Source organism: Variovorax sp. OAS795, assembly GCF_040546685.1.
Classification (GTDB): Bacteria; Pseudomonadota; Gammaproteobacteria; order Burkholderiales; family Burkholderiaceae_C; genus Variovorax.
This window is the reverse complement of sequence record NZ_JBEPOH010000001.1, coordinates 1,220,154-1,244,074: the sequence shown is the minus strand read 5'-3', so window position 1 is coordinate 1,244,074 and position 23,921 is coordinate 1,220,154. Positions and strand designations below refer to the sequence as shown.

Below are 23,921 nucleotides of genomic sequence, written 5' to 3'. Positions count from 1 at the left end.
GTGTGCCTCCGGTGGAGGGCGTCACGCAGTCGTGTGCGGGACGTTGGACTGCTGCACTGCGGTAAGTGCCGCCAGCCGGTGCAGCTTGCCGAGCAAGCTCGGCCAGAGGCTCTGGCTGAACTGCTCGCGGAAGAAGCCGAAATGGCCGATTCGGCGCGCCTGCACGTCGGCCGGCGCAATGCGCTCGACCGCACTGGGCGCGCCGGCATAGAAGCTCACGAGGCTCTCGGTGCCCGCGAGCGTCATGAGCTCGTCGTCGGTGATCGAGAGCGCGAGCACCGGAAAGCGCACGCGCCCGTAGCTCTGCAACGCGCGCTCCCCTTCGGCCCCGACGCTGTAGCGCGGATGCAGGCACCAGCGCCGCCATTGCAGGATCACGCCGCGCGGCAGGTCGCCGACCTTCTTGAGCCTGCGGCCCGGAAAGTAGCCACACAACCGCGTTGCCAGCGGCACCAGCACGAACCAGAAATAGAGGACGCTGCGCTTGAGCCTGGGCGCGTTCTCGCGCCAGTAGCCGCTGCCCGCGGCGATGCTGACGAGGCCATCGACCTGCTCCGGCCGCTTGAGGAAGCCCGGCAGCTGGGCACCGAGGCTGTGGCCCAGCAGGTAGAGCGGCTGTCCGGGCATGGCCGCCTTTGCGGCATCGATCACGGATTCGTAGTCGCGCGCCCAGTCGAACAGGTCGGCCTCGAAGCCGCGCAGCGAGGCACCGTTGCGCGAATCGCCGCTGCCGCGGTAGTCGAAGGTCCAGACGCGCAGGCCCTGGCCGGCGAGCCATTGCGCGAACGGCTCGTAGAACGATTGCCGCACGCCCATCGCACCGCCGATCACGACGCTGGCACGAGGTTCACCGGCCGGATCGTAGCGGCGCACAGCCACCTGCACGCCGTTGTCGACCGTAAGTTGTTGCGCTTGCATCGTTTGCCCTTCTTCGTTGACCAATCGGCGCCCGCGCAGTAGCCGCAGCCGTCACACGCGTTCGAAGATGCCGGCTGCGCCCTGCCCCATTCCTACGCACATCGTGACCATGCCGTACTTCAAGTTCTCGCGCCGCAGTGCGTGCACCACGGTGGCGGCGCGGATTGCGCCGGTCGCGCCAAGCGGGTGGCCCAGCGCGATAGCGCCGCCCATCGGATTCACCTTCGACGGATTGAGCCCCAGCGTGTTGATGACTGCCAGCGATTGCGCCGCAAAGGCTTCGTTGAGCTCGAACCAGTCGATGTCCTCGTGCTTGAGCCCCGCGTAGCGCAGCGCGGCGGGAATCGCCTCGATCGGGCCGATGCCCATGATGTGCGGCGGCACGCCCTTGCTCGCAAAGCTCACGAAGCGGGCGAGCGGCGTGAGGCCGTACTGCTTCACGGCCTTCTCGCTCGCGAGGATGAGCGCGCCTGCGCCGTCCGAAGTCTGCGAGCTGTTGCCGGCCGTCACGGTGCCGCGTGCGGCGAAGACAGTGCGCAGCTTGGCCAGGCCTTCGAGACTGGTGTCGGGCCGCGCGCCTTCGTCCAGGTTCACGGTGCGCGTCTTCGCGATCGACTCGCCGGTCTGGAGATCCGGCGTGCGGTCGGTTACCTCGATGGGCGTGATCTCGTCCGTGAACTTGCCGGCCTTCTGCGCGGCCAGCGCCTTCTGGTGCGAGGCGAGCGCGAACTCGTCCTGCGCCTCGCGGCTCACCTTCCACTGCTGCGCAACCTTCTCGGCCGTGAGGCCCATGCCGTAGGCAATGCCCACGTCGCCTTCGCGCTCGAAGATGGCAGGCGACAGCGAGGGCGCGTTGCCCATCATCGGCACCATGCTCATGCTCTCCACGCCCGCCGCGATCATCACGTCGGCCTCGCCGACGCGGATGCGGTCGGCCGCCATCTGCACGGCCGAGAGGCCCGAGGCGCAGAAACGGTTCACCGTGATGCCGCCGATGCTGGTCGGCAGGCCCGCCAGCACCGCGCCGATGCGCGCGACGTTGAGGCCCTGCTGCGATTCAGGAATCGCGCAGCCGCAGATGATGTCCTCGATGGCCTTCGGGTCCAGGCCGGGCACGGCGGCGAGCGCGGCCTTGAGCGTGGTCGCGAGCAGGTCGTCGGGGCGGTAGTTGCGGAAGTAGCCGCGGTGGGATTTGCCGATGGGCGTGCGGGTGGCGGAGACGATGTAGGCGTCTTGGATTTGTTTCATGGCTTTTCTTCAGTCCTTGTGTCTTGCCTCCTCTCCCGCTTGCGGGAGAGGGCTGGGGTGAGGGTTGTCTTCCTGCAGCGCCAGCAGGATCCGTTCGCGAACGGCATCCGTCTGCGCCAGCACTTCGTTGTTCCAGAACCGGAGAACGCGGTAGCCCTGGGCTTCGATAAAGCGAGTCCGGTTCTCGTCGTAGCCGGCACCTTCCACATGCTGCCCGCCGTCCAGTTCAACGATCAGCTTTGCTTCGATGCATGCAAAGTCAGCGAAATACGGACCGATCGGGCGTTGACGACGAAACTTGAAATTGGCGAGTCGTCGGTCGCGCAGGTGGCACCAGAGCAGCGACTCGGCGTCCGTAGGGGCTTCGCGCAATGCTCTTGCCCTCACCCTAGCCCTCTCCCGCTCGCGGGAGAGGGGACCAGACATGCCAGTGTCCTCGCTCATGGTCTCGGTCCGGTCAGTTCCGCACCGGCTTCCCCGTGCTCAGCATCCCCATGATCCGCTCCTGCGTCTTCGGATGCACGATCAGTGAGCAGAAGGCCTTGCGTTCCAGCGCCATCAGGTACTCCTCGGTCACCAGCGAGCCCGCGTCCACGTCACCGCCAGTGACCACGTGGGCGATCAGGCTGGCAATGTGGAAGTCGTGCGCGCTGATGAAGCCGCCGTCGCGCATGTTGACGAGCTGGCCCTTGATGGTCGCGGCGCCGCTGCGGCCCGCCACGCGGAAGCTGCGGCGAAGCGGGGCGCGGTAGCCGGCGTCGGCCATGGCCTTGGCCTGCTGCAGCGCCACGTACAGCAGCTCGTCCTTGTTCGGCACGATGATGTCGCTGTCCAGCAGGTAGCCGAGCTTCTTCGAATCGAGCGCGCCGGTGCCGACCTTGGCCATTGCGGCGGCGGTGAAGCCTTCGGTGAGGAAGGGCAGCAGGTCGGTGCCCGTGGACGCCGCGGCGTTCTCGGCTGCGCGGCGCGCGATGTAGGTCAGGCCGCCCGCGCCGGGGATCAAGCCCACGCCGACTTCGACGAGGCCGATGTAGCTTTCCATCGCCGCCACGCGCTTCGACGAATACACGGCCAGTTCGCAGCCGCCGCCCAGCGCCATGCCGCGCACGGCCGAGATCACCGGCACGCTGGCGTAGCGGATCTTGAGCATCACGTTCTGCAGCTCTTGTTCCGCGCCTTCGACCGCGCCGATGCCCGCGACCACGAAGGCCGGCAGCATCGCCTGCAGGTCGGCACCGACCGAGAACATCTCGTCGGGCGACCAGATCACGAGGCCCTTGTATCCGGCCTCGGCCAGGTCGACCGCGGCGCCCAGCGCCTCGGCCACGTCGGGGCTGATGGCGTGCATCTTCGAATGGATGCTCGCGATGAGCACTTCACCGTCGAGCGTCCACACGCGCACGTCGCCCTCGTCGCTGATCGTGGTGCCCGCCTTGTTGGCGTCGGCCGCTTCCGCGCCCAGCACGCTCTCGGGGAACAGCTGGCGTCCGTGCACCGGCAGCTTGCGCTGCGGCACGAACTTGTTCTGCGATGCGCTCCAGGAGCCTTCAGGCGTGTGCACGCCGCCGGCCTCCGCCACCGGGCCTTCGAACACCCACCTGGGCAGCGGCGCGGTGCTCAGTGCCTTGCCGGTGTCGATGTCTTCCTGCACCCACTTGGCAACCTGCGCCCAGCCGGCCTCCTGCCAGAGCTCGAACGGACCCTGCTTCATGCCGAAGCCCCAGCGCATCGCAAAGTCGATGTCGCGCGCGCTCTCGGCAATGGTTGCGAGATGCACGGCCGCGTAGTGGAAGCTGTCGCGCAGGATCGCCCAGAGGAACTGGCCCTGTGGGCCCTCGCTCTCACGCAAGAGCTTCAGGCGCTCGCCCGCGGGCTTCTTGAGCATGCGGCCGTACACCTCGTCGGCCTTGGCGCCGGCGGGCACGTACTCGCCGCTCTTCAAATCGAAGCGCAGGATGTCGCGGCCGACCTTCTTGAAGAAGCCGGCCTTGGCCTTCTGGCCCAGGTTGCCGAGTTCGAGCAGCTTCGCGAGCACCGGCGGCGTCGAGAAGTTGGCGTAGAACGGATCGCTCTTCTCGTCGAGGTTGTCCTGCAGCGTCTTGACCACGTGCGCCATCGTGTCGAGGCCCACCACGTCGGCGGTGCGGAAGGTGCCCGAGCTTGCGCGGCCCAGCTTCTTGCCCGTGAGGTCGTCCACCACGTCGGGCGTGAGGCCGAACTTCTCGACTTCCTTCAGTGTTGCCAGCATGCCGGCGATGCCGACGCGGTTCGCGATGAAGTTGGGCGTGTCGTGCGCGCGCACCACGCCCTTGCCGAGCGTGCTGGTGACGAAGGCCTCGAGGTCGTCGAGCACCTTCGGCTCGGTGGTGGGCGTGTTGATCAGCTCCACCAGGAACATGTAGCGCGGCGGGTTGAAGAAGTGAATGCCGCAGAAGCGCGGCTTCAGCGCCTCGGGCAGTGCTTCGCTGAGCTTGGTGATCGAAAGGCCCGAGGTGTTGGAAGCCAGGATCGAATGCTTCGCCACGTGCGGCGCGATCTTCCTGTACAGGTCGAGCTTCCAGTCCATGCGCTCGGCGATGGCTTCGATGATGAGGTCGCACTCGCCGAGCCTGGCGAGGTCGTCCTCGTAGTTGGCCTGCTCGATGAGCACGGCGTCGGCCACGTCGCCGAGCGGCGCGGGCTTGAGCTTCTTGAGGTTGTCGATGGCGCGCGTGACGATGCCGTTCTTCGGGCCTTCTTTTGCGGCCAGGTCGAACAGCACCACCGGCACCCGCACATTGACGAGGTGGGCCGCGATCTGCGCACCCATGACGCCGGCGCCGAGCACGGCGACCTTCTTCACTTGAAATCGGGACATGTTGATTGGTATTTCCTGGATTGATGACGCGGCGGCCTACTGGACTCGATTCCAGGTCTGGGTGCGCCAGAAGGGCCCCAGGTAGCCGCGCACTTCGAGCTTCTTGCCGCCGTCGATGGGCGTGAAGCTCGCTCGGTATTCCTTGCCGTTTTCCGGGTCGAGGATCTTTCCGCCTTCCCAGACGTCCTTGCCTTCGGCTTTCTTGCCGCCTCGGATGATCTCGAGCCCCGCAATGGGCTTGCCCTTGCGGTCGTCGGTGCACTCATCGCAGATCGCGTCGGCCTTGGTGTCTTTCCGGAGCGACTTCTCGATGCGGCCGATGAGCGCGCCGCCCGCTTCGCCGATGCGGATCTCGGCCTTGGCCTCGCCCGTCTTGTCGTCGACGTTGCGCCACAGCCCCACCGGAGTTGACTGGGCCATCGCCGTGGCGGAGACGGCGAGGAAGACGATGGCTGCAAGCGTCGATTTCATGGGCGGTTTCCGTTCAAAGATTCAAAAAGGCGGGGACCTCAGGCCAGCGCCGCATCGGTGTCCATCAGCACCTTGCTGCCGGCACGCGCGGTGCGCATCAGCGTCGCGGTCTCGGGGAACAGCTTGGCGAAGTAGAAGCGCGCGGTCTGCAGCTTGGCGACGTAGAACGGGTCGGTGTTGCCGGCGGCAATTTCGCGTAGCGCCACCTGGGCCATGCGCGCGAACAGGTAGCCGAACACGAAGTGGCCCGCCACGCGCAGGTAGTCCACGGCCGCGGCGCCCACTTCGTCGGGGTTCTGGAAGCCCTTGAATCCGATCTCCGTCGTGAACTTGGTGAGCTGGTCGCCCAGCATGGCGATCGGGTTGATGAACTCGGCCATCTTCTCGTTCACGCCTTCCTCTTCGACCAGGCGGGCGACGAGCTTGCCGAACTTCTTGAGCGACGCGCCGTTGTTGCCCAGCACCTTGCGGCCCAGCAGGTCCAGCGACTGGATGGTGTTGGTGCCTTCGTAGATCATGTTGATGCGGTTGTCGCGCACGAACTGCTCCATGCCCCATTCCTTGATGAAGCCATGGCCGCCGAACACCTGCATGCAGGCGTTGGTGGCGATGTGGCCGTTGTCGGTGATGAAGGCCTTGACGATCGGCGTGAGCAGCGCGACCAGTTCGCCCGAGTCCTTGCGCACCTTCTCGTCCGGGTGGTGGTGCTCCTTGTCGAGCAGCAGCGTGCAGAAGATCTGCAGGGCGCGGCCGCCTTCGGCATAGGCCTTGGCGGTGAGCAGCATCTTGCGCACGTCGGGGTGCACGATGATGGGGTCGGCTTCCTTGTCCTTGGCCTTCACGCCCGAGAGCGAGCGCATCTGCACGCGGTCCTTCGCGTAGGCCAGCGCGTTCTGGTAGGCCACCTCGGTCAGGCCGAGCGACTGGTTGCCCACGCCCAAGCGCGCGGCGTTCATCATCACGAACATCGCCTGCAGGCCCTTGTTGGGCTCGCCCACCAGCGAGCCGGTGGCGCCTTCGATCACGATCTGCGCGGTGGCGTTGCCGTGGATGCCCATCTTGTGCTCGAGGCCGGCGCAGAAGATCGGGTTGCGCTCGCCGAGCGAGCCGTCGGCCTTGACCTTGTACTTGGGCACCACGAACAGGCTGATGCCCTTGCTGCCCTTGGGCGCATCGGGCAGGCGGGCCAGCACCAGGTGAATGATGTTGTCCGTCATGTCGTGCTCGCCGGCCGAGATGAAGATCTTGCTGCCGGTGATGCGGTAGCTGCCGTCGGGCTGCGGCTCGGCCTTGGTGCGCAAGAGGCCCAGGTCGGTGCCGCAATGGGGTTCGGTCAGGCACATGGTGCCGGTCCATTCGCCGGTCGTGAGCTTGGGCAGGTAGGTCTTCTTCTGCTCTTCGGTGCCGTGGGCCACCAGCGCTTCGTAGGCCCCGTGCGACAGGCCGGGGTACATGGTCCAGGCCTGGTTGGCGCTGTTGAGCATCTCGAACAGGCACTGGTTCACCACGAAGGGCAGGCCCTGGCCGCCGAAGGCCGGGTCGCACGACAGCGCGGGCCAGCCGCCCTCGACGTACCTGGCGTAGGCGTCCTTGAAACCCTTGGGCGTCTTCACCTCGTGCGTGGTCTTGTCGAGCGTGCAGCCCTCCTCGTCGCCGCTGATGTTCAGCGGGAACGTGACTTCGGCGGCGAACTTGCCGGCCTCTTCGATCACCGCGTTGATGGTGTCGGCATCGGTCTCGGCATGGGCCGGAAGCGCCTTGAGTTCATCAGCGACGTTGAGCACTTCGTGCAGCACGAACTGCATGTCGCGTACGGGTGGGTTGTAGCTAGGCATCCGGGACTCTCCTGGTCGAAAACTGGATAAAAAGGAAAAAGGAAGAACGAAAAAAGGGCCGCCCGCTCAGCGCACCGGCTTGAGACGGCGGGAAGCGGCAGGCTTGGCAGTGGCGGCCATTCCGGCCGACGGCGCTTCGGGGGTGGCACTGCGCGCCAGGATGTTGTCGAAGCCGACGTTCGCGCGGCCGATGGAGCCGGGCACTTGCAAAAAGCGCGCCTCGTAGTGCAGCGCGAGGATCAGCCCGTGGATCTCGAACGCGACCTGGCGCTCGTCGGCATCGGCGCGCAGATGGCCCTCGCTCTTGGACTGCACGATGGCGCGCAGCACGGCGGCCTGCCAGATGCTGACCGACTCCACCAGCGCATCGCGCACCGGGCCGGGACGGTCGTCGAACTCGGAAGCGCCGCTGATGTAGATGCAGCCGGAGTCGATCTCCGCCGAGGTGCGCTTCATCCAGTTGGCGAACATGGCGCGCAGGCGCGGCAGGCCGCGCGGCGCCTCCAGGGCCGGAAAGAAAACCTCTTGCTCGAAGCGCGCGTGATACTCGCGCACCACCGAGATCTGCAGCTCCTCGCGCGAGCCGAAGTGGGCGAACACGCCCGACTTGCTCATCTTCGTAATCTCGGCCACGGCGCCGATCGACAGCCCTTCGAGCCCGATCTGCGCCGCCAGCGCCAGCGCCGCGTCGACGATGACGGCCTTGGTCTGCTGGCCCTTCTGGGCGGCGCGGACCGGCTTGGCGGGAACGGCATTGACGGACATCGTGGAAGCTCCGAATAAAACGAACGGTCGTTCTATTTTGCAGGGGCTTTGCGATTTTGGCTCTCAATGACCTTCCAGCGTTGAAGGTTAATCGAAGCGGGGCGGGGCCGCCACTGCCCGCCCGGATCAGAACTCCTGCGACACCGGCCGCAGCACGACCTCGTTGATGTCCACGTCCGCGGGTTGCTCCACGGCATAGACCACGGCGCGCGCCACCGAGTCGGCCGGAATCTGGTTGGCCTCGTAGAACGCCTTCACGCCGGCCGCGCTCTCGGCGTCGCTGCTGCCGAACTTCAGCTCCGACTCGATCGCGCCGGGCGACACGATGGTCACGCGCACGCCGCTGCGGCCCATTTCCACGCGCAGCCCTTCGGAGATGGCGCGCACCGCGTGCTTGGTCGCGCTGTAGACGGTGCCGATGGGCGTGAACACCTTGAGCCCGGCGATGGACGCCACGTTGACGATGTGCCCGCTGCCCTGCGCCTGCATGCGCGGCAGCACCGCGGCAATGCCGTAGAGCACGCCCTTGATGTTGACGTCGATGGTGCGGTCCCATTCGTCGACCTTGAGCTTCTCGATCGGCGACAGCGGCATCACGCCCGCGTTGTTGACCAGCACGTCGATGCGGCCGAAGGCTTCGATGGTGGCGGCCGCGAGCTTTTCCAGGTCGGCGCGCCGCGCCACGTCGGTGGCGACGGCGATGGCCTCGCCGCCGGCCTCGCGAATCTCGGCCACCACCCTGTCAAGCCGGTCGGTGCGGCGCGCCGCAAGCACCACCTTGGCGCCGCGCGCGGCCAGGTGGCGCGCGGTCGATTCGCCGAGCCCGCTGCTCGCGCCGGTGACGATGGCGACCTTGCCGCGGATGTTGTCTTGAACGGATGTCATGGAGTTTCCTTTCGGGTGTGTTGCAGAAGAAGTGCATGCAGTGTCGAAAATCCACGCATTCCCGTAAATGAAACTCTGGCGCCTTCAGAATTCCGGAAAATGGAATACCTTTCCTGTTGAAAGCAACCCATGGCCAACCGCCTCGAAGCCCTGCGCGTGTTCTGCACCGCCGCAGCAGCCGCCAACTTTCGCGAGGCTGCCGTGCGCCTGTCGGTGTCGCCCCAGGTGGTGACGCGTGCGGTGCGCGAGCTGGAAGAAGAACTGGGCGAGCCGCTGTTCCACCGCAGCACGCGCGGCGTGCAGCTCACCGACTTCGGCCGGCAGCTTGCGGAGCGCGCGCGCGTGGCGGTCGGCGGCGTCGACGCCCTGTTCCACGAAATCGAACGGCGCACGCTGTCGCAGCACGCGGGCACGGTGCGGGTGACGGCGCCGCACATGTATGCGCGGCTCATTCCCCAAGCGCTCGCGCCGCTCTTGGCAGCGCACCCCGGTCTGGTGCTCGACCTGCGACTGTCCGAGCAGCACGCCGACGTGGTGGACGAGCAGATCGACATCGGCGTGCGCGTCGGCCCGATGCGCGATGCGCGCTTTGTTGCACGCACCGTCGGAAAGATGCCGCTCCACGTGGTGGCGGCGCCGGCGCTCATCGCACGGGTGGGCACGCCCAAGAGCCTCGATGGGCTTTCGGCATTGCCGCTCACCGCGCTGATCGACCTGAGCTCGGGCCGTCCCTGGCCGTGGGCGTTCAGCAAGCGGCGAGTCGTCACCGTGGCGTCGCCCGCTTTCGTGACCGATGACATCGATGCCGAATGCGCCGCCGTGCTGGCCGGCGTGGGCTTTGGCCAGCTCATCGGGCCGCTGGCCGAGCCCTGGCTGCAAACGGGCGCGCTGGTGCCGGTGCTGGAAGCCGACGCGCCGGAGCCATGGCCGATCAACGTCTATCGCCCGCAGCGCGCGCCGGTGCCCGCGCGCGTGCGGCTGGTGTATGACGCGCTGGTCCGGATGCTGCGATGAGCGGCCACCGCGCGCAGGCAAAAAAAAGCGCGCCGGGCTTCCGCCCGACGCGCCGTTCGTCGCCCTGCGTGGCTTAAAGCTTGAAAGGCACCACTTCCTGGCGCTGCTCGCCCAGGCCCTCGATGCCCAGCGTCATCACGTCGCCCTTCTTCAGGTAGAGCGGCGGCTTCATGCCAAGGCCCACGCCGGGCGGCGTGCCGGTGGTGATGACGTCGCCGGGCATGAGCGTCATGAATTGGCTCAGGTAGCTCACGATCTTGGCGATGCTGAAGATCATGGTCTTGGTGCTGCCGGTCTGCATGCGCTTGCCGTTGAGGTCGAGCCACATCGACAGCTTCTGCGGGTTGGGCACTTCGTCGCGCGTCACGAGCCACGGGCCGATGGGGCCGAAGGTGTCGCAACCCTTGCCCTTGTCCCAGGTGCCGCCGCGCTCGATCTGGTACTCGCGCTCGCTCACGTCGTTGATGGTGCAGTAGCCGGCCACGAAATTGAGCGCGTCTTTTTGCGAGACGTAGCGCGCGCGCGTGCCGATGACCACGCCGAGTTCGACTTCCCAGTCGCTCTTGACCGAGTTCTTGGGCAGCATGACCGGATCGTTCGGGCCCTGGATGCAGCTGGTGGCCTTCATGAAGACCACTGGCTCGGCGGGGATCGGGAGGCCCGATTCGGCCGCATGATCGGCGTAGTTCAGGCCAATGGCAATGAACTTGCCGACGTTGGCCACGGGGCTGCCGAAGCGCGGCTTGCCCCTGACCAGCGGCAGCTTGTCGACCTTCTGCTTCTGCAGCTTGGCCAGCGCGGCATCGCCGAGCTGCTCGGGTCCGATGTCCTTGACCAGCGCGCTGAGGTCGCGCAGACGGCCTTCGCCGTCGATGAGGCCGGGCTTTTCCTTGCCGGGGTTGCCATAGCGAACGAGTTTCATGTTGTCCTTTCTTGTGAGACTGAGCTATCAGTAAGTGGAGCGGCCGCCGGAGAGGTCGAACACGGCGCCAGTGGAAAACGAGCAATCTTCGGTGCAGAGCCAGCAAACCATGGCCGCAATCTCTTCCACCGTGCCGAAGCGGCCCATGGGAATCTTCGAGAGCATGAACGCGATGTGCTCCGGTGTCATCTGGTCGAAGATGGCGGTCTTCACCGCGGCGGGCGTCACGCAGTTGACGCGAACGCCGGTGTCAGCCAGCTCCTTGCCCAGCGACTTGGTGAGCGCGATGACCGCCGCCTTGCTCGCACTGTAGGCGCTGGCGTTCGGGTTGCCCTCCTTGCCGGCCACGGAGGCGATATTGACGATGCGGCCGTAGCCCTGGGTGCGCATCTGCGCCACCACTTCGCGGCAACAGAGAAAGACGCCGTTGATGTTGACGTCCATCACCTGGCGCCAGTCATCCGCGGGGTAGTCCCACAGCTTGACGTTGGGGCCGGTGATGCCGGCGCTGTTGACCAGCGCATCGATGCGTGGCGCATGCGCCAGCGTGGCGGCCACGGCCGCAGCCACCGAAGGCTGCTGCGCCACGTCCACCTTGACGGCAAAGGCCTTGGCACCCAGCGCCGAGCAGGCCGCCGCCGCGGCGGCCTCGTCGCGGTCCCAGAGCGTGACGCTGCCGCCCGATGCGATCAGCCGCTCTGCAATGCCGAAACCCAGCCCCGCCGCGCCGCCGGTCACCACTGCGTGGCGGCCGGCGAAGTCGAGCTGGTTCATATGGTCAGGCCGCCGTCGACCGTGAAGGCCTGGCCGGTCGCGAACACCGATTCGTCGCTCGCAAGGAACACCACCACGGGCGCGATCTCCTCGGCCTGCGCGAGCCGCCCCATCGGCTGGCGCGCGATGAAGGCCTTGCGGGCCGCCTCGGGATCTTCGTTGGCGTTGATGCGGTCGCCCAGCGACGGCGTATCGACCGTGCCGGGGCAGACGGCGTTGCAGCGGATGCCGCGCGTCACGTAGTCGGCCGCCACGCTCTTGGTGAGGCCGAGCACCGCCGCCTTGGTGGTGCCGTAGACGAAGCGGTTGGGCAGGCCCTTCATGCTCGAGCAGACGCTCGCCATGTTGATGATGCTGCCGCGCCCGGCCGCCAGCATGCCGGGCAGCACGGCCTGGATGGTCCAGAACTGCGCCCGCACGTTGAGGTTGAAGGCGAACTCCAGGTCCTTGTCGGTGGCGTCGAGCGCGGTGCCGTTGTGCACCACGCCGGCGCAGTTGAACAGCACGTCGAGCGCGGGAAGGCTCTTGAAGAAGGCGCCGATCGCGTCCTTGTCCAGCACGTCGAGCCGGGCCGTGCGCACGTTGGCAACGCCCGCGTAGCGCTCGAGCAGCTTCTCGTTGACGTCGGTGGCCCACACCTGGGCGCCCTCGGCCGCCATGGCGAGCACGCTCGCGTGGCCGATGCCCTGTCCGGCCGCCGTGACGAGCGCGGTCTTGCCCTTGAGTCTCATGCATGTCTCCTAGAAAGATGGAAGCCGCCGTTCAGGGTTTGGCCCGATGGCGACGGCGCGGCGTGGATCGTATTCTGAATTGGCCTTACCACTTGTCCAATTCTGGACAACCCTTAACTTCCCGAACCCGTGCCGCTCCAGACCGTCGAACCCCAGCGCCTCTATCGCCAGATTGCCGACCAGCTCCGGGGGCTGATCGGCAAGGGCGAGTTCGCGGTCGGCGCACGGCTGCCGGCCGAGCGCGACCTGGCCAAGCAGCTCGGCGTGAGCCGGCCTTCGGTGCGCGAGGCGCTGATCGCGCTCGAGGTCGAAGGCTGGGTCGAAGTCCGCACCGGCTCGGGCGTGTACGTGCTCGACCGCTCGCGTCGCGCGGCCAAGCCGGTGGCGCCGACCGAATGGGGCCCGCTGGAGCTCATCCGCGCGCGCCGCGTGATCGAGGGCGAGACCGCCGCCATTGCGGCCACCGTCGGCAAGCGCAAGGACGTCGATGCGATGACGCGCGCGATCAAGACGATGAGTGCACTGGCCGACCGCGAGATCCTGCCGCTCGAGGGCGACCGCGAATTTCACGTGGCCATCGTCAATGCCAGCGGCAACACGGTGCTGGTGGAGACGGTGCAGAGCTTCTGGGATTCGCGCAACGGGCCGATCTTCACGCGGCTGGGCGGCTACTTCGAAACCGTGGCCTCCTGGCGTTCGGCCATTGCCGAGCACGAGGCCATCCGCGACGCCGTGGCGGCCCGCGACGCCGAGGCCGCGCGTGCCGCGATGCATGCCCACATGGACAACTCGCACCAACGATTCAGCGCGAGCTGGCGCCGCGCGAAAGCCTCTTGAACGGCCAGCGATTTTTCTTCAGACCATAAAAGGAGACCGACAAATGATCAGCAAACGCAACACCCTCAAGGCCATTGCCGCTTGCGCCCTGGCCGCAACCGCGCTGGGCGCGACCGGCATCGCCGGCGCACAGACCAAGCTCAAGTGGGCGCATGTGTACGAAACCTCGGAGCCGTTCCACAAGTACTCGGTGTGGGCCGCGGAAGAAATCAAGAAGCGCACCAACGGCAAGTACGACATCCAGGTGTTTCCGGCATCGAGCCTGGGCAAGGAGTCGGACATCAACCAGGGCCTGACGCTCGGCACGGTCGACATCGTGCTGACCGGCGCCAGCTTTGCCGGCAACACCTACAAGCCGCTGGCCGTGACCTACTTTCCGTTCATCTTCCGCGACTCGGAGCACCTGCTGAAGTACGCCAAGAGCGATGTGTTCCAGGAGCTTGCCAAGGGCTACGACGACAAGAGCGGCAACCACATCACGGCGCTCAACTATTACGGCGCACGGCACGTCACCTCGAGCGCCGCCAAGCCCGTGGCCAAGCCCGAGGACATGAAGGGCCTGAAGATCCGCGTGCCCGACGCACCGGCGTACCTGGCCTTCCCCAAGGCGCTGGGCGCCAACGCCACGCCCATCGCGTTCGCCGAGGTCTACCTTGCGCTGCAGAACAACACGGTCGATGCGCAGGAAAACCCGCTGCCCACCATCGAGGCCAAGAAGTTCTTCGAGGTGCAGAAGAACATCTCGCTCACCGGCCACATCATCGATTCGCTCTTGACCGTGGTCTCGGGCCAGCTGTGGGGCAAGCTCTCGGCCGACGAGAAGAAGATCTTCACCGAGGTGATGCAGGAAGCCGCCGAGAAGACCGGCCGCGACATCATCGCGTCGGAAGCCCGCCTGACGGAAGAGTTCAAGAAGCGGGGCAACAACGTGATCACGGTCGACAAGGCCGCGTTCCGCGAGGCCGTGCTGAAGAACACCAAGCCCACGGACCACGGCTACCGCCAGCAGGACTACGACCGGATCATTGCCATCAAGTAAGCCCAGGCGACCTGCACCAGGACCGGAGACACCCAGCGCATGAACGAACAGAAGATCATCGACGACGAGGGCCACTTTCACGCGGAAGACGAGGCCGTCGACCTGTCGCCCACCATCGCCGAGGGATGGATCGCGCTCGCGATCTTCTGGATGCTCGGGCTCACGGTGTTCTACCAGTTCGTCACGCGCTACGTGATGAACGACTCGGCCGCCTGGACCGAGGAGGTGGCGCGCTACATGCTGATAGCCGTGGTCTTCATCGGCGCGGCCATCGGCGTGGCGAAGAACAACCAGATCCAGGTCGATTTCTTCTACCGCCACATGCCGCCGGCCATGGGCCGCTGGCTGTCGCGCGCGGTCGACGTGCTGCGCACCGCGTTCTTCGTCGCGGCCGTGGTCATGACGGTGCAGATGATGCTGAAGATTGGCAACAACACGCGCATGACCATCGTCGATGCGCCGATGAACATCGTCTACGGCCTGTGCCTGTTCGGCTTCATCGCGATGACCTGGCGCTCGATCCAGGTCGCGCGCATCCACTGGAAGCGCGGCTACAGCGTGCTCGAACGCCCCGAATCCACCCTCGCCGATCGCTGAGCCCGACGAGAACAACCGCATGCTCAAAATATTCTTCCTGGTCTTCATGGCCGGCGGCATCCCCGTGGCCGTGGCCATGGCCGGCGCCTCGCTGGCCTACATCCTCGTGAGCGGCAGCCTGCCGCCCTTCGTCGTCATCCACCGCATGGTGAGCGGGATCGACAGCTTTCCGCTGCTGGCGGTGCCCTTCTTCATCCTGGCCGGCAACCTGATGAACAACGCGGGCATCACCACCCGCATCTACAACTTCGCGCTCGCGCTGGTCGGCTGGCTCAAGGGCGGGCTCGGCCATGTGAACGTGCTCGGCTCGGTGATCTTCGCGGGCATGAGCGGCACGGCCATTGCCGACGCCGCGGGCCTCGGCACGATCGAGATCAAGGCCATGAAGGAGCACGGCTACTCGACCGAATTCGCGGTCGGCGTGACGGCCGCCTCGGCCACGCTGGGCCCGATCATCCCCCCGAGCCTGCCGTTCGTGATCTACGGGATGATGGCCAACGTGTCGGTGGGGGCACTGTTCCTCGCGGGCATCCTGCCCGGCGCGCTGCTGGCCATCCTGATGATGCTGACGGTGGCCTACTTCGCGCATCGCAACGGCTGGGGCGGCGACGTCAAGTTCTCCAGCACGCGCTTCTTCAAGGCGATGTGCGAGCTGGCCGTGGTGATCGGCTGGCCGCTCCTGATCTGGCTCCTGGTGTCCAAGCTGGGCACCCCGCCGCAGCTCACGGTATTCGCGGGCCTGGCATCGCTGTTCGTGCTCGACCGGATCTTCAAGTTCGAGGCGCTGCTGCCGATCATGACGCCGGTGCTGCTGATCGGCGGCATGAGCACGGGCCTGTTCACGCCCACCGAAGGCGCGATCGCGGCCTGCGTGTGGGCCATGATCCTCGGCTTTGCCTGGTACAAGACGCTGTCCTGGAAGATGTTCGTCAAGGTCTGCCTGGACACCATCGAGACCACGTCCACCGTGCTGTTCATCGTGGCCGCGGCGTCCATCTTCGGCTGGATGCTCACGGCCACCGGCGTGACCACCGACATCGCGAGCTGGGTGCTCGGCTTCACCAAGGAAGCCTGGGTGTTCCTGCTGCTGGCCAACCTGCTGATGCTGTTCGTGGGCTGCTTCCTGGAGCCGACGGCGGCCATCACCATCCTGGTGCCGATCCTGCTGCCGATCGCCACCCAGCTGGGCGTGGACCCGATCCACTTCGGCCTGGTGATGGTGCTGAACCTGATGATCGGCCTGCTGCATCCGCCGATGGGCATGGTGCTCTTCGTGCTTGCGCGCGTGGCGGGCCTGAGCTTCGAGCGCACGACGATGGCCATCCTGCCGTGGCTCATTCCGCTGCTGCTGGCACTGGTCGTGATCACCTATGTGCCTTCATTGGTACTGTGGCTGCCGAAAATGTTCTTCTAGTCCAACCCGAAACGAGTTCCACGATGAATCCCTTCATTCGCCTGCATCCGGCCGACGATGTCGTGATCGCGCGCAGCCAGCTGGTCGGCGGCGCCAAGGTCGAAGACTTTGCCGTGCGCGGCCTGATCCCCGCCGGCCACAAGGTGGCGGTGCGCGCCATTGCCGCCGGCGAGCCGGTGCGCCGCTACAACCAGATCATCGGCTTCGCGAGCAAGCCGATCGCGCCCGGCGAGCACGTGCACACGCACAACCTCGACATGGGCCCCGACAAGGGCGACTTCGAGCGCGACTACGCCTTCGGCGCCGACGTGAAGCCGGCACCGGCCCGGCGCGAGGCCACCTTCATGGGCATCAAGCGCGCCGACGGCCGCGTGGCCACGCGCAACTACATCGGCGTGCTCACGAGCGTGAACTGCTCGGCCACCGCGGCGCGCGCCATTGCCGACCACTTCTCGCGCAAGACCAATCCGGCGGCGCTGGCCGACTACCCGAACGTCGACGGCATCGTGGCGCTCACGCATGGCACCGGCTGCGGCATGGACACGCAGGGCATGGGCATGCAGATCCTGGAGCGCACGCTCACGGGCTATGCCACGCACCCGAACTTCGCGGGCGTGCTGGTGGTGGGCCTGGGCTGCGAGGCGAACCAGATCAATGCCTGGCTCGCGACCGGGCACCTGGCCGAGGGCGAGAACTTCCGCACCTTCAACATCCAGGACACCGGCGGCACGCGCAAGACGGTCGAAAAAGGCATTGCGCTCATCAACGAGATGCTGCCGCGCGCCAACGCAGCGAAGCGCGAGCCGTGCAGCGCGGCGCACATCACCATCGGCCTGCAGTGCGGCGGCTCCGATGGCTATTCGGGCATCAGCGCGAACCCGGCGCTGGGTGCCGCGGTCGACCTGCTGGTGGCGCACGGCGGCACCGCCATCCTGAGCGAAACGCCCGAGGTCTACGGCGCCGAGCACCTGCTGACGCGGCGGGCCGTGAAGCGCGAAGTCGGCCAGAAGCTGGTGGACCGCATCAAGTGGTGGGAGCACTACACCGAGATCAACGAGGGCGAGATGAACAACAACCCCTCGCCGGGCAACAAGGCGGGCGGGCTCACGACGATCCTCGAAAAATCGCTCGGCGCGGTGGCCAAGGGCGGCACCAGCAACCTCGAGGCGGTGTACGAATACGCCGAACCCGTCACCGCGCACGGCTTCGTCTACATGGACACGCCGGGCTACGACCCGGTGAGCGCGACCGGACAGGTGGCCGGCGGCGCGAACGTCATCTGCTTCACGACCGGGCGCGGCTCGGCCTACGGCTGCGCGCCCTCGCCCTCGCTCAAGCTCGCGACCAACTCGGCGCTGTGGCAGCGGCAGGAAGAAGACATGGACATCAACTGCGGCGAGATCGTGGACGGCACGAGTTCGATCCAGGAGATGGGCCAGCGCATCTTCGAACTGGTGCTCGCCACCGCCTCGGGAGAACCGTCCAAGAGCGAAAAACATGGCTACGGCCAGAATGAATTCGTGCCGTGGCAAGTCGGCGCGGTGATGTAAGGAACCTATGCCCCAGACTCTTCCAGCCTCCGCCCTCCGGACGCAATGCGCCCGCATCCTCGAAGCCGCCGGCAGCACGCCGGCCGAAGCCGCGCAGGTGGCCGGCAACCTCGTGCTGGCCAACCTGAGCGGGCATGACTCGCACGGCGTGGGCATGCTGCCGCGCTATGTCGATGCGGTCGCCGAAGGGGGCCTGGTGCCCAACGCATCGGTCAAGGTCAATGCCGACATCGGCACGTTGCTCGCGCTCGATGGCCAGCATGGCTATGGGCAGATCGTCGGCGTGCAGGCGATGGAGCTCGGCATCGCGCGCGCCGCACAGCATGGCAGCTGCATCTTCACGCTCGCCAATGCGCACCACCTGGGCCGCATCGGGCATTTCGCCGAGATGGCGACGGCCGAAGGGCTGGTCTCGATGCACTTCGTCAACGTGCTCTCCCGGCCCGTGGTGGCACCGTGGGGCGGCGGCGACGGGCGCTTCGGCACCAACCCGTGCTGCATCGGGATTCCGCTGGCGGGGGCCGAGCCTTTCCTGCTCGACTTTGCGACCAGCCGCGTGGCGCAGGGCAAGATGCGCGTTGCCCACAACAAGGGCGAGAAGGTGCCCGACGGCTACCTGATCGACGAGCGCGGCGCGCCCACCAACGACCCCGGCGTGGTGGTGGTGCCGCAGGCCAACGGCCTCTTCGGCGCGCTCATGACCTTCGGCGAGCACAAGGGCTACGGCATGGCGATGGCATGCGAGCTGCTGGGCGGCGCGCTCACGGGCGGTGGCACCTGGCACCGGCCGGCCGACACCGCGCGGACGGTACTCAACGGCATGCTGACGATCCTGATCGACCCGGCCAAGCTGGGAACACAGGCCAGTTTCGCAGCGGAAGCAACCGCGTTCGTCGAGTGGCTGCGCCAAAGCCCGCCGGGCGAAGGCTTCGACCAGTTGCAGATCGCCGGCGAGCCGGAGCGTGCCGCGCGCGTGGCGCGCGAGCGCGACGGCATCTGGCTGGACGATGCGACCTGGGGAGAGATCGTCGCGGCCGGCTCGAAGGTGGGCGTGGCGGTGGCGTAGCAGCCGGCCGGCGCGCGCCTAGCGGCGTGCGTTGCGCGACTTCTGGCTCAGCACGATCGCGATGCCGCCAAGGATGGCCACCGACGCGGCCGCGAGCCGCGGCGTGATCGCTTCCGACAGCAGCAGCACGCCGCCGATGGCCGCCAGGAGCGGCACCGACAGCTGCACCGTGGCCGCCTGCATGGCCGACAGGCGGGCGAGCGCGGCATACCAGATGACGTAGCCGAGGCCCGAGGTCAAGGCACCGGATGCCACGGCGAGCGCGATGCCGGCCGCGTCCGCATGGGCCCGCGCGGCAAAGGCGAGGCTCAGCGCGAGCGCGAGCGGCACGGCCCGAAGAAAGTTGCGGGAGGTGGCCGCCAGCGGGTCGGCCACGCCGCGGCCCCGCAGCGAATACACGCCCCACGCCACGCCGGCGATGGCCATCAGCACGGCCCCCAGCAGCGGCGGCGCCGCAACACCGGGCAACACCAGGTAGACCAGCCCGCCGGCCGCCAGGATGAAGCCCAGCCAAGCGAGCGGACCGAAGCGCTCGCCGCCGCCCAGGCCCGCGCCGAGCATCGTGAGCTGGACCGCGCCGAACAGGATCAGCGCGCCCGTGCCTGCCGGCAGGCTGAGGTAAGCGAAAGAAAAGAATGCGACGTAGGCGAACAGCATCGCCGCAGCGAGCCAGTCGGCGCGCGCGGCCGGCGACGGGTGCGCCCTGAACCGCACCACGAGGGCCAGCGTGAGCGCGCCCGAGACCAGCCGGATGCTGCCGAAGCTCGCCGGATCGATGCCCTGGTGCTGCAGCGCCAGCCTGCACAGCAGCGAGTTGGCCGCGAAAGCGACCATGGCGGCCGCGGTGAGACCTGCGGTCTGCAGAAGGGATGGGGCAGCGCGTGCCCCGGACACCGCTTCAGACATGGGACACCACCATGAATGCGGCCCAGCCCAGCAGCGCATACCCGAGCGGCGCGCTCAGCCGATGGCCCCAGGGGACGTTCTTTTCCAAGGCCATGACAGCGGCCAGCAGCAGCATCCAGCCCAGGCTGACGGTCCCCAGCGCGAACATCAGCAGCATCAGCGCCCAGCAGCAGCCCACGCAGAACAGGCCGTGGTGCATGCCCAGCGCCAAGGCATGGCGGGACTGCGCCTGGCCGCCACGCCAGTGCTCGATGACGAAGCTCAATGGCGTGCGGCACTTTTCGAGGCACCGGTGCTTGAGGCGGCTGAACTGGAAGGCGCCGGCCAGCGCGATGGTGGCGGCGCCGATCACCCAGCCATGCCAGGCCAGCGTGGGCGCGCTCGCGAGCAGTGCCAGCACCGCGCTGTGCACACCATGCGCCAGCAGCCCGAAGGCACCCCAGACCACCATGTAGCCGAGCCCCAGCATCGCGAGCAGGCGCGCGTGGTCGGCGCGACCCGTGGTCAGGCGGTCGAAGGCATTGAAGAGCGGCAGCGTGGTCGGCAGCATCATGGCCATTGTCATGAGGATCCACGCCACCGCATAGAGCACCGCGGGCACGATCACGCCGCCGGCAGGCACGGCCTGGCACAGGAACGCGGCCGGACCCGAGACGGTCCAGTCGCCGTGCTCCAGATAGCGTCCGTAGGGGCTGCGCGTCCAGGCCCACAGCACCAGCCACGCAAGCGTGGCGAGGGCCGCAAGAACCGGCACGAACACGCGGCGGTGCCTGGAGGCACCGCCCAGCGCGGCGCTCATTGGACAACCTCCGTGCTTCGCACTGCGGTGCGAGCTTGCTTGGGGCGGCCCAGCGCGGCGCTCATTGGACAACCTCCGTGCTTCGCACTGCGGTGCGAGCTTGCTTGGGGCGGCCCAGCGCGGCGCTCATGAGTCGAACACGAAGGTGCTCTGCAGCGCGTTGTGGTTCTTGATGTCGAGGTCGATGCCCAGGGCGGGATTCTTCGACCGGTAGGTGGGCGCCTTGCCGACGAATACCGGGGCGCCGGGTACGGTGGAGAACACGGTGTCCGACAGCGTGGTCTGGCCGCCGGTGGCGCCGCGGTAGGGCTCGAGCTCGGCGTAGTAGTTGGTGCCGATCTCCAGCTCGCCCTTGCCTTCGTTCACGGTGAAGCGGATGGGCGCGCGCTCGACCGACACGACCTCGCCGATGAGCTTGGCCAGGTCGGCGATCGGTCCGCCGGCCTGGCCGGTGTAGACCCTGAGCAGCGCTTCTTCCTGCGCCTTGGAGGCGTTGTCGTCGACGAAGATCGCCGCCGTCCAGTTGCCCTGGAGGATGTTTCCGGGCACGTGCGCCACGGCCGCGATGGTGTTGCCGCCGACGTCGATGCCGTCGATGGTTCCCTTGTCGATGCGCCACGCGACGATGGTGTCGCAGGTGCCGTTGTCGGGGTCCTCGCCGATCCAGCAGGGACACAGGACGTTGCAGTTGCAGACCTCCAGCAGGCGACCTTCCAGGTGATAGCTCATACGAACCTCCGTTCTGAAGCCACACGAACACGGACTTGTCGCCGCGACTCAGCGGCAAGGGGCGCCGATCCTACGCTTCGAAAGGAAGCAAGTCGAGTGCGGCGCCCCCGGTGCCGCGCTATCGCCTGGGTACCCTCCGGCCGCTGCCCGTCAGCTGCGGCTCGCGTCGTGCGCCGGCTTGCCGACCTGCACGCTCACTTCCTCGCCCTTGAGCCTGGCCTGCACGGCCGCGATGGCCTTGTCGAGCCGCGCGCCGTAGTCGGCGTCGGCCTGGCGGAAGTAGCTCACCGCGCGGTCGATGATGTCCTGCCGCGTGACCGCGCCCAAGCCGCCCGCGATGCTGCTGATGAGCCGCTCCTTCGCCGCTTCGTCCATCAGGCGGTACAGGTCGCCGGCCTGCACGAAGTCGTTGTCCTCGGGGTGCTTCTGCCATTGGTGGCTGCCGGTCCAGCCATGGATCTCCAGCGGTGCGTAGACCGGCTCGTTGCTTTGCTTGGGCGCATCGCCGAAGCTGTTGGGCTCGTAGTTGGGGCCGCGGCCGCCGTTGCCGTCGCCGCGCATGGCGCCGTCGCGGCCATAGTTCTGCGCCGTGGTCGCGTGCGGGCGGTTCACCGGCAGCTGCGTGTGGTTGATGCCGAGGCGGTAGCGCTGGGTGTCACCGTAGCTGAACAGGCGCCCCTGCAGCATCTTGTCGGGCGAAGGACCGATGCCGGGCACGAAGTTGGCCGGGTTGAACGCGGCCTGCTCGATCTCGGCAAAGTAGTTGTCGGGGTTGCGGTCCAGCGTGAGGATGCCGATGTCGATCTTCGGGTAGTCCTTGTGCGACCAGACCTTGGTCAGGTCGAAGGGGTTGAAGCGGTAGGTCTGCGCTTCGGCCACCGGCATGATCTGGACCTGCACCTTCCAGCTCGGGAACTCGCCGCGCTCGATGGAGTGCAGCAGGTCGAGGTGGTGGTGGTTGGGGTTCTCGCCGCCCACGCGCTGCGCCTCTTCGGCCACGAAGGTTTCGATGCCCTGGTTGGTCTTGAAGTGGTACTTGACCCAGAAAGCCTCGCCCTGGGCGTTCACCCACTGGAAGGTGTGCGAGCCGAAGCCATCCATGTGGCGGTAGCTTTTGGGAATGCCGCGGTCGCCGAACAGCCAGGTGAACTGGTGCGTGGCTTCGGGCGAATGCGAGAAGAAGTCCCAGGCGTTGTTGGGCTCCTGCACGTGGCTGTAGGGGTCGCGCTTCTGCGAATGGATGAAGTCGGGAAACTTGAGCGGATCGCGGATGAAGAAGACCGGCGTGTTGTTGCCGACGAGATCGTAGTTGCCCTCTTCGGTATAGAACTTGAGCGCAAAGCCGCGCGGGTCGCGCACGGTGTCGGCCGAGCCGAGCTCCAGCGCCACCGTTGAGAAGCGCGCCAGCACTTCGGTCTTCTTGCCGACCTGGCCGAGGAACCGGGCCTTGGTCCATCTGGATACGTCGGCCGTCACCTCGAAAGTGCCGAAGGCGCCCGACCCCCGCGCATGCACCACGCGCTCCGGGATGCGCTCGCGGTCGAAGCGGGCCAGCTTCTCGATCAGGTGGTGGTCCTGCATCAGCACAGGGCCGTTCACGCCGGCGGTCTGCGACTGCTGGTTGTTCTCGACGGGCGCGCCGTTTTCGGTGGTGAGTTTGCGGGAGTCAGTCATGGGTGGGCTTTCCTCTTGGTTGTCGAAGCCCATGCATTCTCCCAATGGATGCAGCATTGCGGCATCACATCGGACTATCGCCTCGATAGGCGTCCGGTCCGCCTGCCCCGCCCCGCCGTCCCGCCGCGCGGCCTAGACGATCAGCGCGATCGTGGCTTCGAGGTGCTCCGAAGGCGCGCGGCGGAAGCCCGAGCGCGCGAAGCGCTGCAGCTGGCCGACCACGAAGGCCGTGAGTGCGGCGGCGCGCACCTGGGCGTCCACCGTCGGGGTGGTGGAGCCGTCCGCGCTGGCGGCACCGCGAAGCACCTGCCGCAGCGTGGCTTCGATCTTGTCGAAGAATTGGTTCATGCGCTGCTGGAGCCGCTCGTTCTCGAACACCAGCGCGTCGCCCACCATGACGCGCGTCATGCCCGGATTGCGCTCGGCAAATTGCACCAGCAGCGTGAGGATCCGAGCCGCCTGCTGGGCCCCCGTGGCGCCTTCGCGTTCGAGGATCTGGTTCACCAGCGTGAAGACGCTCTGCTCGATGAAGTCGATCAGGCCCTCGAACATCTGGGCCTTGCTGGCAAAGTGGCGGTAGAGCGCGGCCTCGCTCACATCCAGCCGCGCGGCCAGTGCCGCGGTCGTCACACGCTCGGCGCCGGGTTGCTCGAGCATGGCGGCCAGCGCCTGCAGGATCTGCACGCGCCGCTCTCCCGGCTTGGGACGCTTTCGCGCCGGAGCTGCTGTGGTCGGCGTCTCCGTCGAGGTTTCTACGCCGGGGTAGCCTGTCTCATCGTTCTGCATGGAAGCGCGTGCAAAGATGTAATCAATTGATTCTCGCACAGGGCCGCTCGCAGTAAGCGCGTGCAAACCAGCCCCGGGAAAGCTCGTACAGAATCAGGTCCTGC

23 protein-coding genes are annotated in these 23,921 nt (G+C 67.0%); 7 read left to right on the top strand and 16 right to left on the bottom strand.

Annotated elements, in window-relative coordinates; all coding sequences use genetic code 11:
• Positions 1 to 21: 21 nt before the first annotated feature.
• The 8 genes from ABID97_RS05880 to ABID97_RS05845 all read right to left on the bottom strand — a co-directional run bounded on the left by ABID97_RS05880 (position 22) and on the right by ABID97_RS05845 (position 8,979).
• Positions 22 to 918, bottom strand: coding sequence for an alpha/beta hydrolase family protein (locus ABID97_RS05880; RefSeq protein WP_354397603.1), 897 nt, complete (start codon positions 916 to 918; stop codon positions 22 to 24).
• A 51-nt stretch (positions 919 to 969) separates the two neighbouring features.
• Entirely contained in the window at positions 970 to 2,166 is a 1,197-nt protein-coding gene (locus tag ABID97_RS05875; protein WP_354397602.1) for an acetyl-CoA C-acyltransferase, read from the bottom strand.
• 9 nt (positions 2,167 to 2,175) lie between these two features.
• Positions 2,176 to 2,610, bottom strand: coding sequence for an endonuclease domain-containing protein (locus ABID97_RS05870; protein WP_354397601.1), 435 nt, complete (start codon positions 2,608 to 2,610; stop codon positions 2,176 to 2,178).
• Between the two features lie 13 nt (positions 2,611 to 2,623).
• The gene (locus tag ABID97_RS05865) at positions 2,624 to 5,023 is read right to left on the bottom strand and encodes a 3-hydroxyacyl-CoA dehydrogenase/enoyl-CoA hydratase family protein (protein WP_354397600.1); all 2,400 of its coding nucleotides are present in this window, start codon (positions 5,021 to 5,023) and stop codon (positions 2,624 to 2,626) included.
• Between the two features lie 36 nt (positions 5,024 to 5,059).
• The gene (locus ABID97_RS05860; RefSeq protein WP_354397599.1) at positions 5,060 to 5,494 is read right to left on the bottom strand and encodes a DUF2147 domain-containing protein; all 435 of its coding nucleotides are present in this window, start codon (positions 5,492 to 5,494) and stop codon (positions 5,060 to 5,062) included.
• A gap of 38 nt (positions 5,495 to 5,532) precedes the next feature.
• Entirely contained in the window at positions 5,533 to 7,329 is a 1,797-nt protein-coding gene (locus ABID97_RS05855; RefSeq protein WP_354397598.1) for an acyl-CoA dehydrogenase C-terminal domain-containing protein, read from the bottom strand.
• 66 nt (positions 7,330 to 7,395) lie between these two features.
• Positions 7,396 to 8,094 (bottom strand): TetR/AcrR family transcriptional regulator, encoded by a 699-nt coding sequence (locus ABID97_RS05850; protein ID WP_354397597.1) that lies wholly within the window; start codon positions 8,092 to 8,094, stop codon positions 7,396 to 7,398.
• A gap of 126 nt (positions 8,095 to 8,220) precedes the next feature.
• A complete protein-coding gene (locus tag ABID97_RS05845) occupies positions 8,221 to 8,979 on the bottom strand; it encodes an SDR family oxidoreductase (RefSeq protein WP_354397596.1) in 759 nt (252 codons plus the stop codon).
• A 129-nt stretch (positions 8,980 to 9,108) separates the two neighbouring features.
• Here ABID97_RS05845 and ABID97_RS05840 point away from each other — a divergent pair, with 129 nt between their 5' ends.
• Positions 9,109 to 9,993 (top strand): LysR family transcriptional regulator, encoded by an 885-nt coding sequence (locus tag ABID97_RS05840; RefSeq protein ID WP_354397595.1) that lies wholly within the window; start codon positions 9,109 to 9,111, stop codon positions 9,991 to 9,993.
• A 73-nt stretch (positions 9,994 to 10,066) separates the two neighbouring features.
• Here ABID97_RS05840 and ABID97_RS05835 read toward each other — a convergent pair whose 3' ends face one another.
• From ABID97_RS05835 to ABID97_RS05825, 3 genes are read right to left on the bottom strand one after another with little or no spacing between them, the layout of a single operon-like run.
• The gene (locus ABID97_RS05835; protein WP_354397594.1) at positions 10,067 to 10,915 is read right to left on the bottom strand and encodes a fumarylacetoacetate hydrolase family protein; all 849 of its coding nucleotides are present in this window, start codon (positions 10,913 to 10,915) and stop codon (positions 10,067 to 10,069) included.
• A gap of 27 nt (positions 10,916 to 10,942) precedes the next feature.
• Positions 10,943 to 11,689, bottom strand: a complete 747-nt coding sequence (locus tag ABID97_RS05830) for an SDR family NAD(P)-dependent oxidoreductase (protein WP_354397593.1) — start codon at positions 11,687 to 11,689, stop codon at positions 10,943 to 10,945.
• Positions 11,686 to 12,420: an SDR family oxidoreductase gene (locus ABID97_RS05825; RefSeq protein ID WP_354397592.1), complete on the bottom strand. Its 735-nt coding sequence runs from the start codon at positions 12,418 to 12,420 to the stop codon at positions 11,686 to 11,688. The genes ABID97_RS05830 and ABID97_RS05825 overlap by 4 nt, the downstream gene beginning before the upstream one ends.
• Before the next feature lie 129 nt (positions 12,421 to 12,549).
• On the opposite strand from ABID97_RS05825, the gene ABID97_RS05820 reads away from it, so the two are divergent.
• Genes ABID97_RS05820 through ABID97_RS05795 form a run of 6 tightly spaced genes read left to right on the top strand, consistent with a single transcriptional unit; the run spans position 12,550 to position 18,923 of the window.
• A complete protein-coding gene (locus ABID97_RS05820; protein ID WP_354397591.1) occupies positions 12,550 to 13,257 on the top strand; it encodes a FadR/GntR family transcriptional regulator in 708 nt (235 codons plus the stop codon).
• Between the two features lie 43 nt (positions 13,258 to 13,300).
• Complete coding sequence (locus ABID97_RS05815; RefSeq protein WP_354397590.1) at positions 13,301 to 14,296, top strand: sialic acid TRAP transporter substrate-binding protein SiaP; 996 nt, start codon at positions 13,301 to 13,303, stop codon at positions 14,294 to 14,296.
• 39 nt (positions 14,297 to 14,335) lie between these two features.
• Positions 14,336 to 14,893 (top strand): TRAP transporter small permease, encoded by a 558-nt coding sequence (locus tag ABID97_RS05810; protein WP_354397589.1) that lies wholly within the window; start codon positions 14,336 to 14,338, stop codon positions 14,891 to 14,893.
• Positions 14,894 to 14,912: 19 nt separating this feature from the next.
• Entirely contained in the window at positions 14,913 to 16,307 is a 1,395-nt protein-coding gene (locus ABID97_RS05805; RefSeq protein ID WP_354397588.1) for a TRAP transporter large permease, read from the top strand.
• Between the two features lie 23 nt (positions 16,308 to 16,330).
• Entirely contained in the window at positions 16,331 to 17,857 is a 1,527-nt protein-coding gene (locus ABID97_RS05800) for a UxaA family hydrolase (RefSeq protein WP_354397587.1), read from the top strand.
• Between the two features lie 7 nt (positions 17,858 to 17,864).
• Entirely contained in the window at positions 17,865 to 18,923 is a 1,059-nt protein-coding gene (locus ABID97_RS05795) for a malate/lactate/ureidoglycolate dehydrogenase (RefSeq protein WP_354397586.1), read from the top strand.
• 18 nt (positions 18,924 to 18,941) lie between these two features.
• Here ABID97_RS05795 and ABID97_RS05790 read toward each other — a convergent pair whose 3' ends face one another.
• The 5 genes from ABID97_RS05790 to slmA form a co-directional block, all read right to left on the bottom strand.
• Complete coding sequence (locus ABID97_RS05790; RefSeq protein WP_354397585.1) at positions 18,942 to 19,829, bottom strand: DMT family transporter; 888 nt, start codon at positions 19,827 to 19,829, stop codon at positions 18,942 to 18,944.
• On the bottom strand, positions 19,822 to 20,628 hold the full coding sequence (locus ABID97_RS05785) for a DUF2182 domain-containing protein (RefSeq protein WP_354397584.1): 807 nt from the start codon (positions 20,626 to 20,628) through the stop codon (positions 19,822 to 19,824). The genes ABID97_RS05790 and ABID97_RS05785 overlap by 8 nt, the downstream gene beginning before the upstream one ends.
• Positions 20,629 to 20,754: 126 nt before the next feature.
• The gene (locus ABID97_RS05780; protein WP_354397583.1) at positions 20,755 to 21,357 is read right to left on the bottom strand and encodes a DUF1326 domain-containing protein; all 603 of its coding nucleotides are present in this window, start codon (positions 21,355 to 21,357) and stop codon (positions 20,755 to 20,757) included.
• A gap of 150 nt (positions 21,358 to 21,507) precedes the next feature.
• The gene (locus ABID97_RS05775; protein ID WP_354397582.1) at positions 21,508 to 23,031 is read right to left on the bottom strand and encodes a catalase; all 1,524 of its coding nucleotides are present in this window, start codon (positions 23,029 to 23,031) and stop codon (positions 21,508 to 21,510) included.
• Between the two features lie 132 nt (positions 23,032 to 23,163).
• Positions 23,164 to 23,817, bottom strand: coding sequence for a nucleoid occlusion factor SlmA (gene slmA / locus ABID97_RS05770; protein WP_354397581.1), 654 nt, complete (start codon positions 23,815 to 23,817; stop codon positions 23,164 to 23,166).
• Positions 23,818 to 23,921 lie beyond the last annotated feature (104 nt).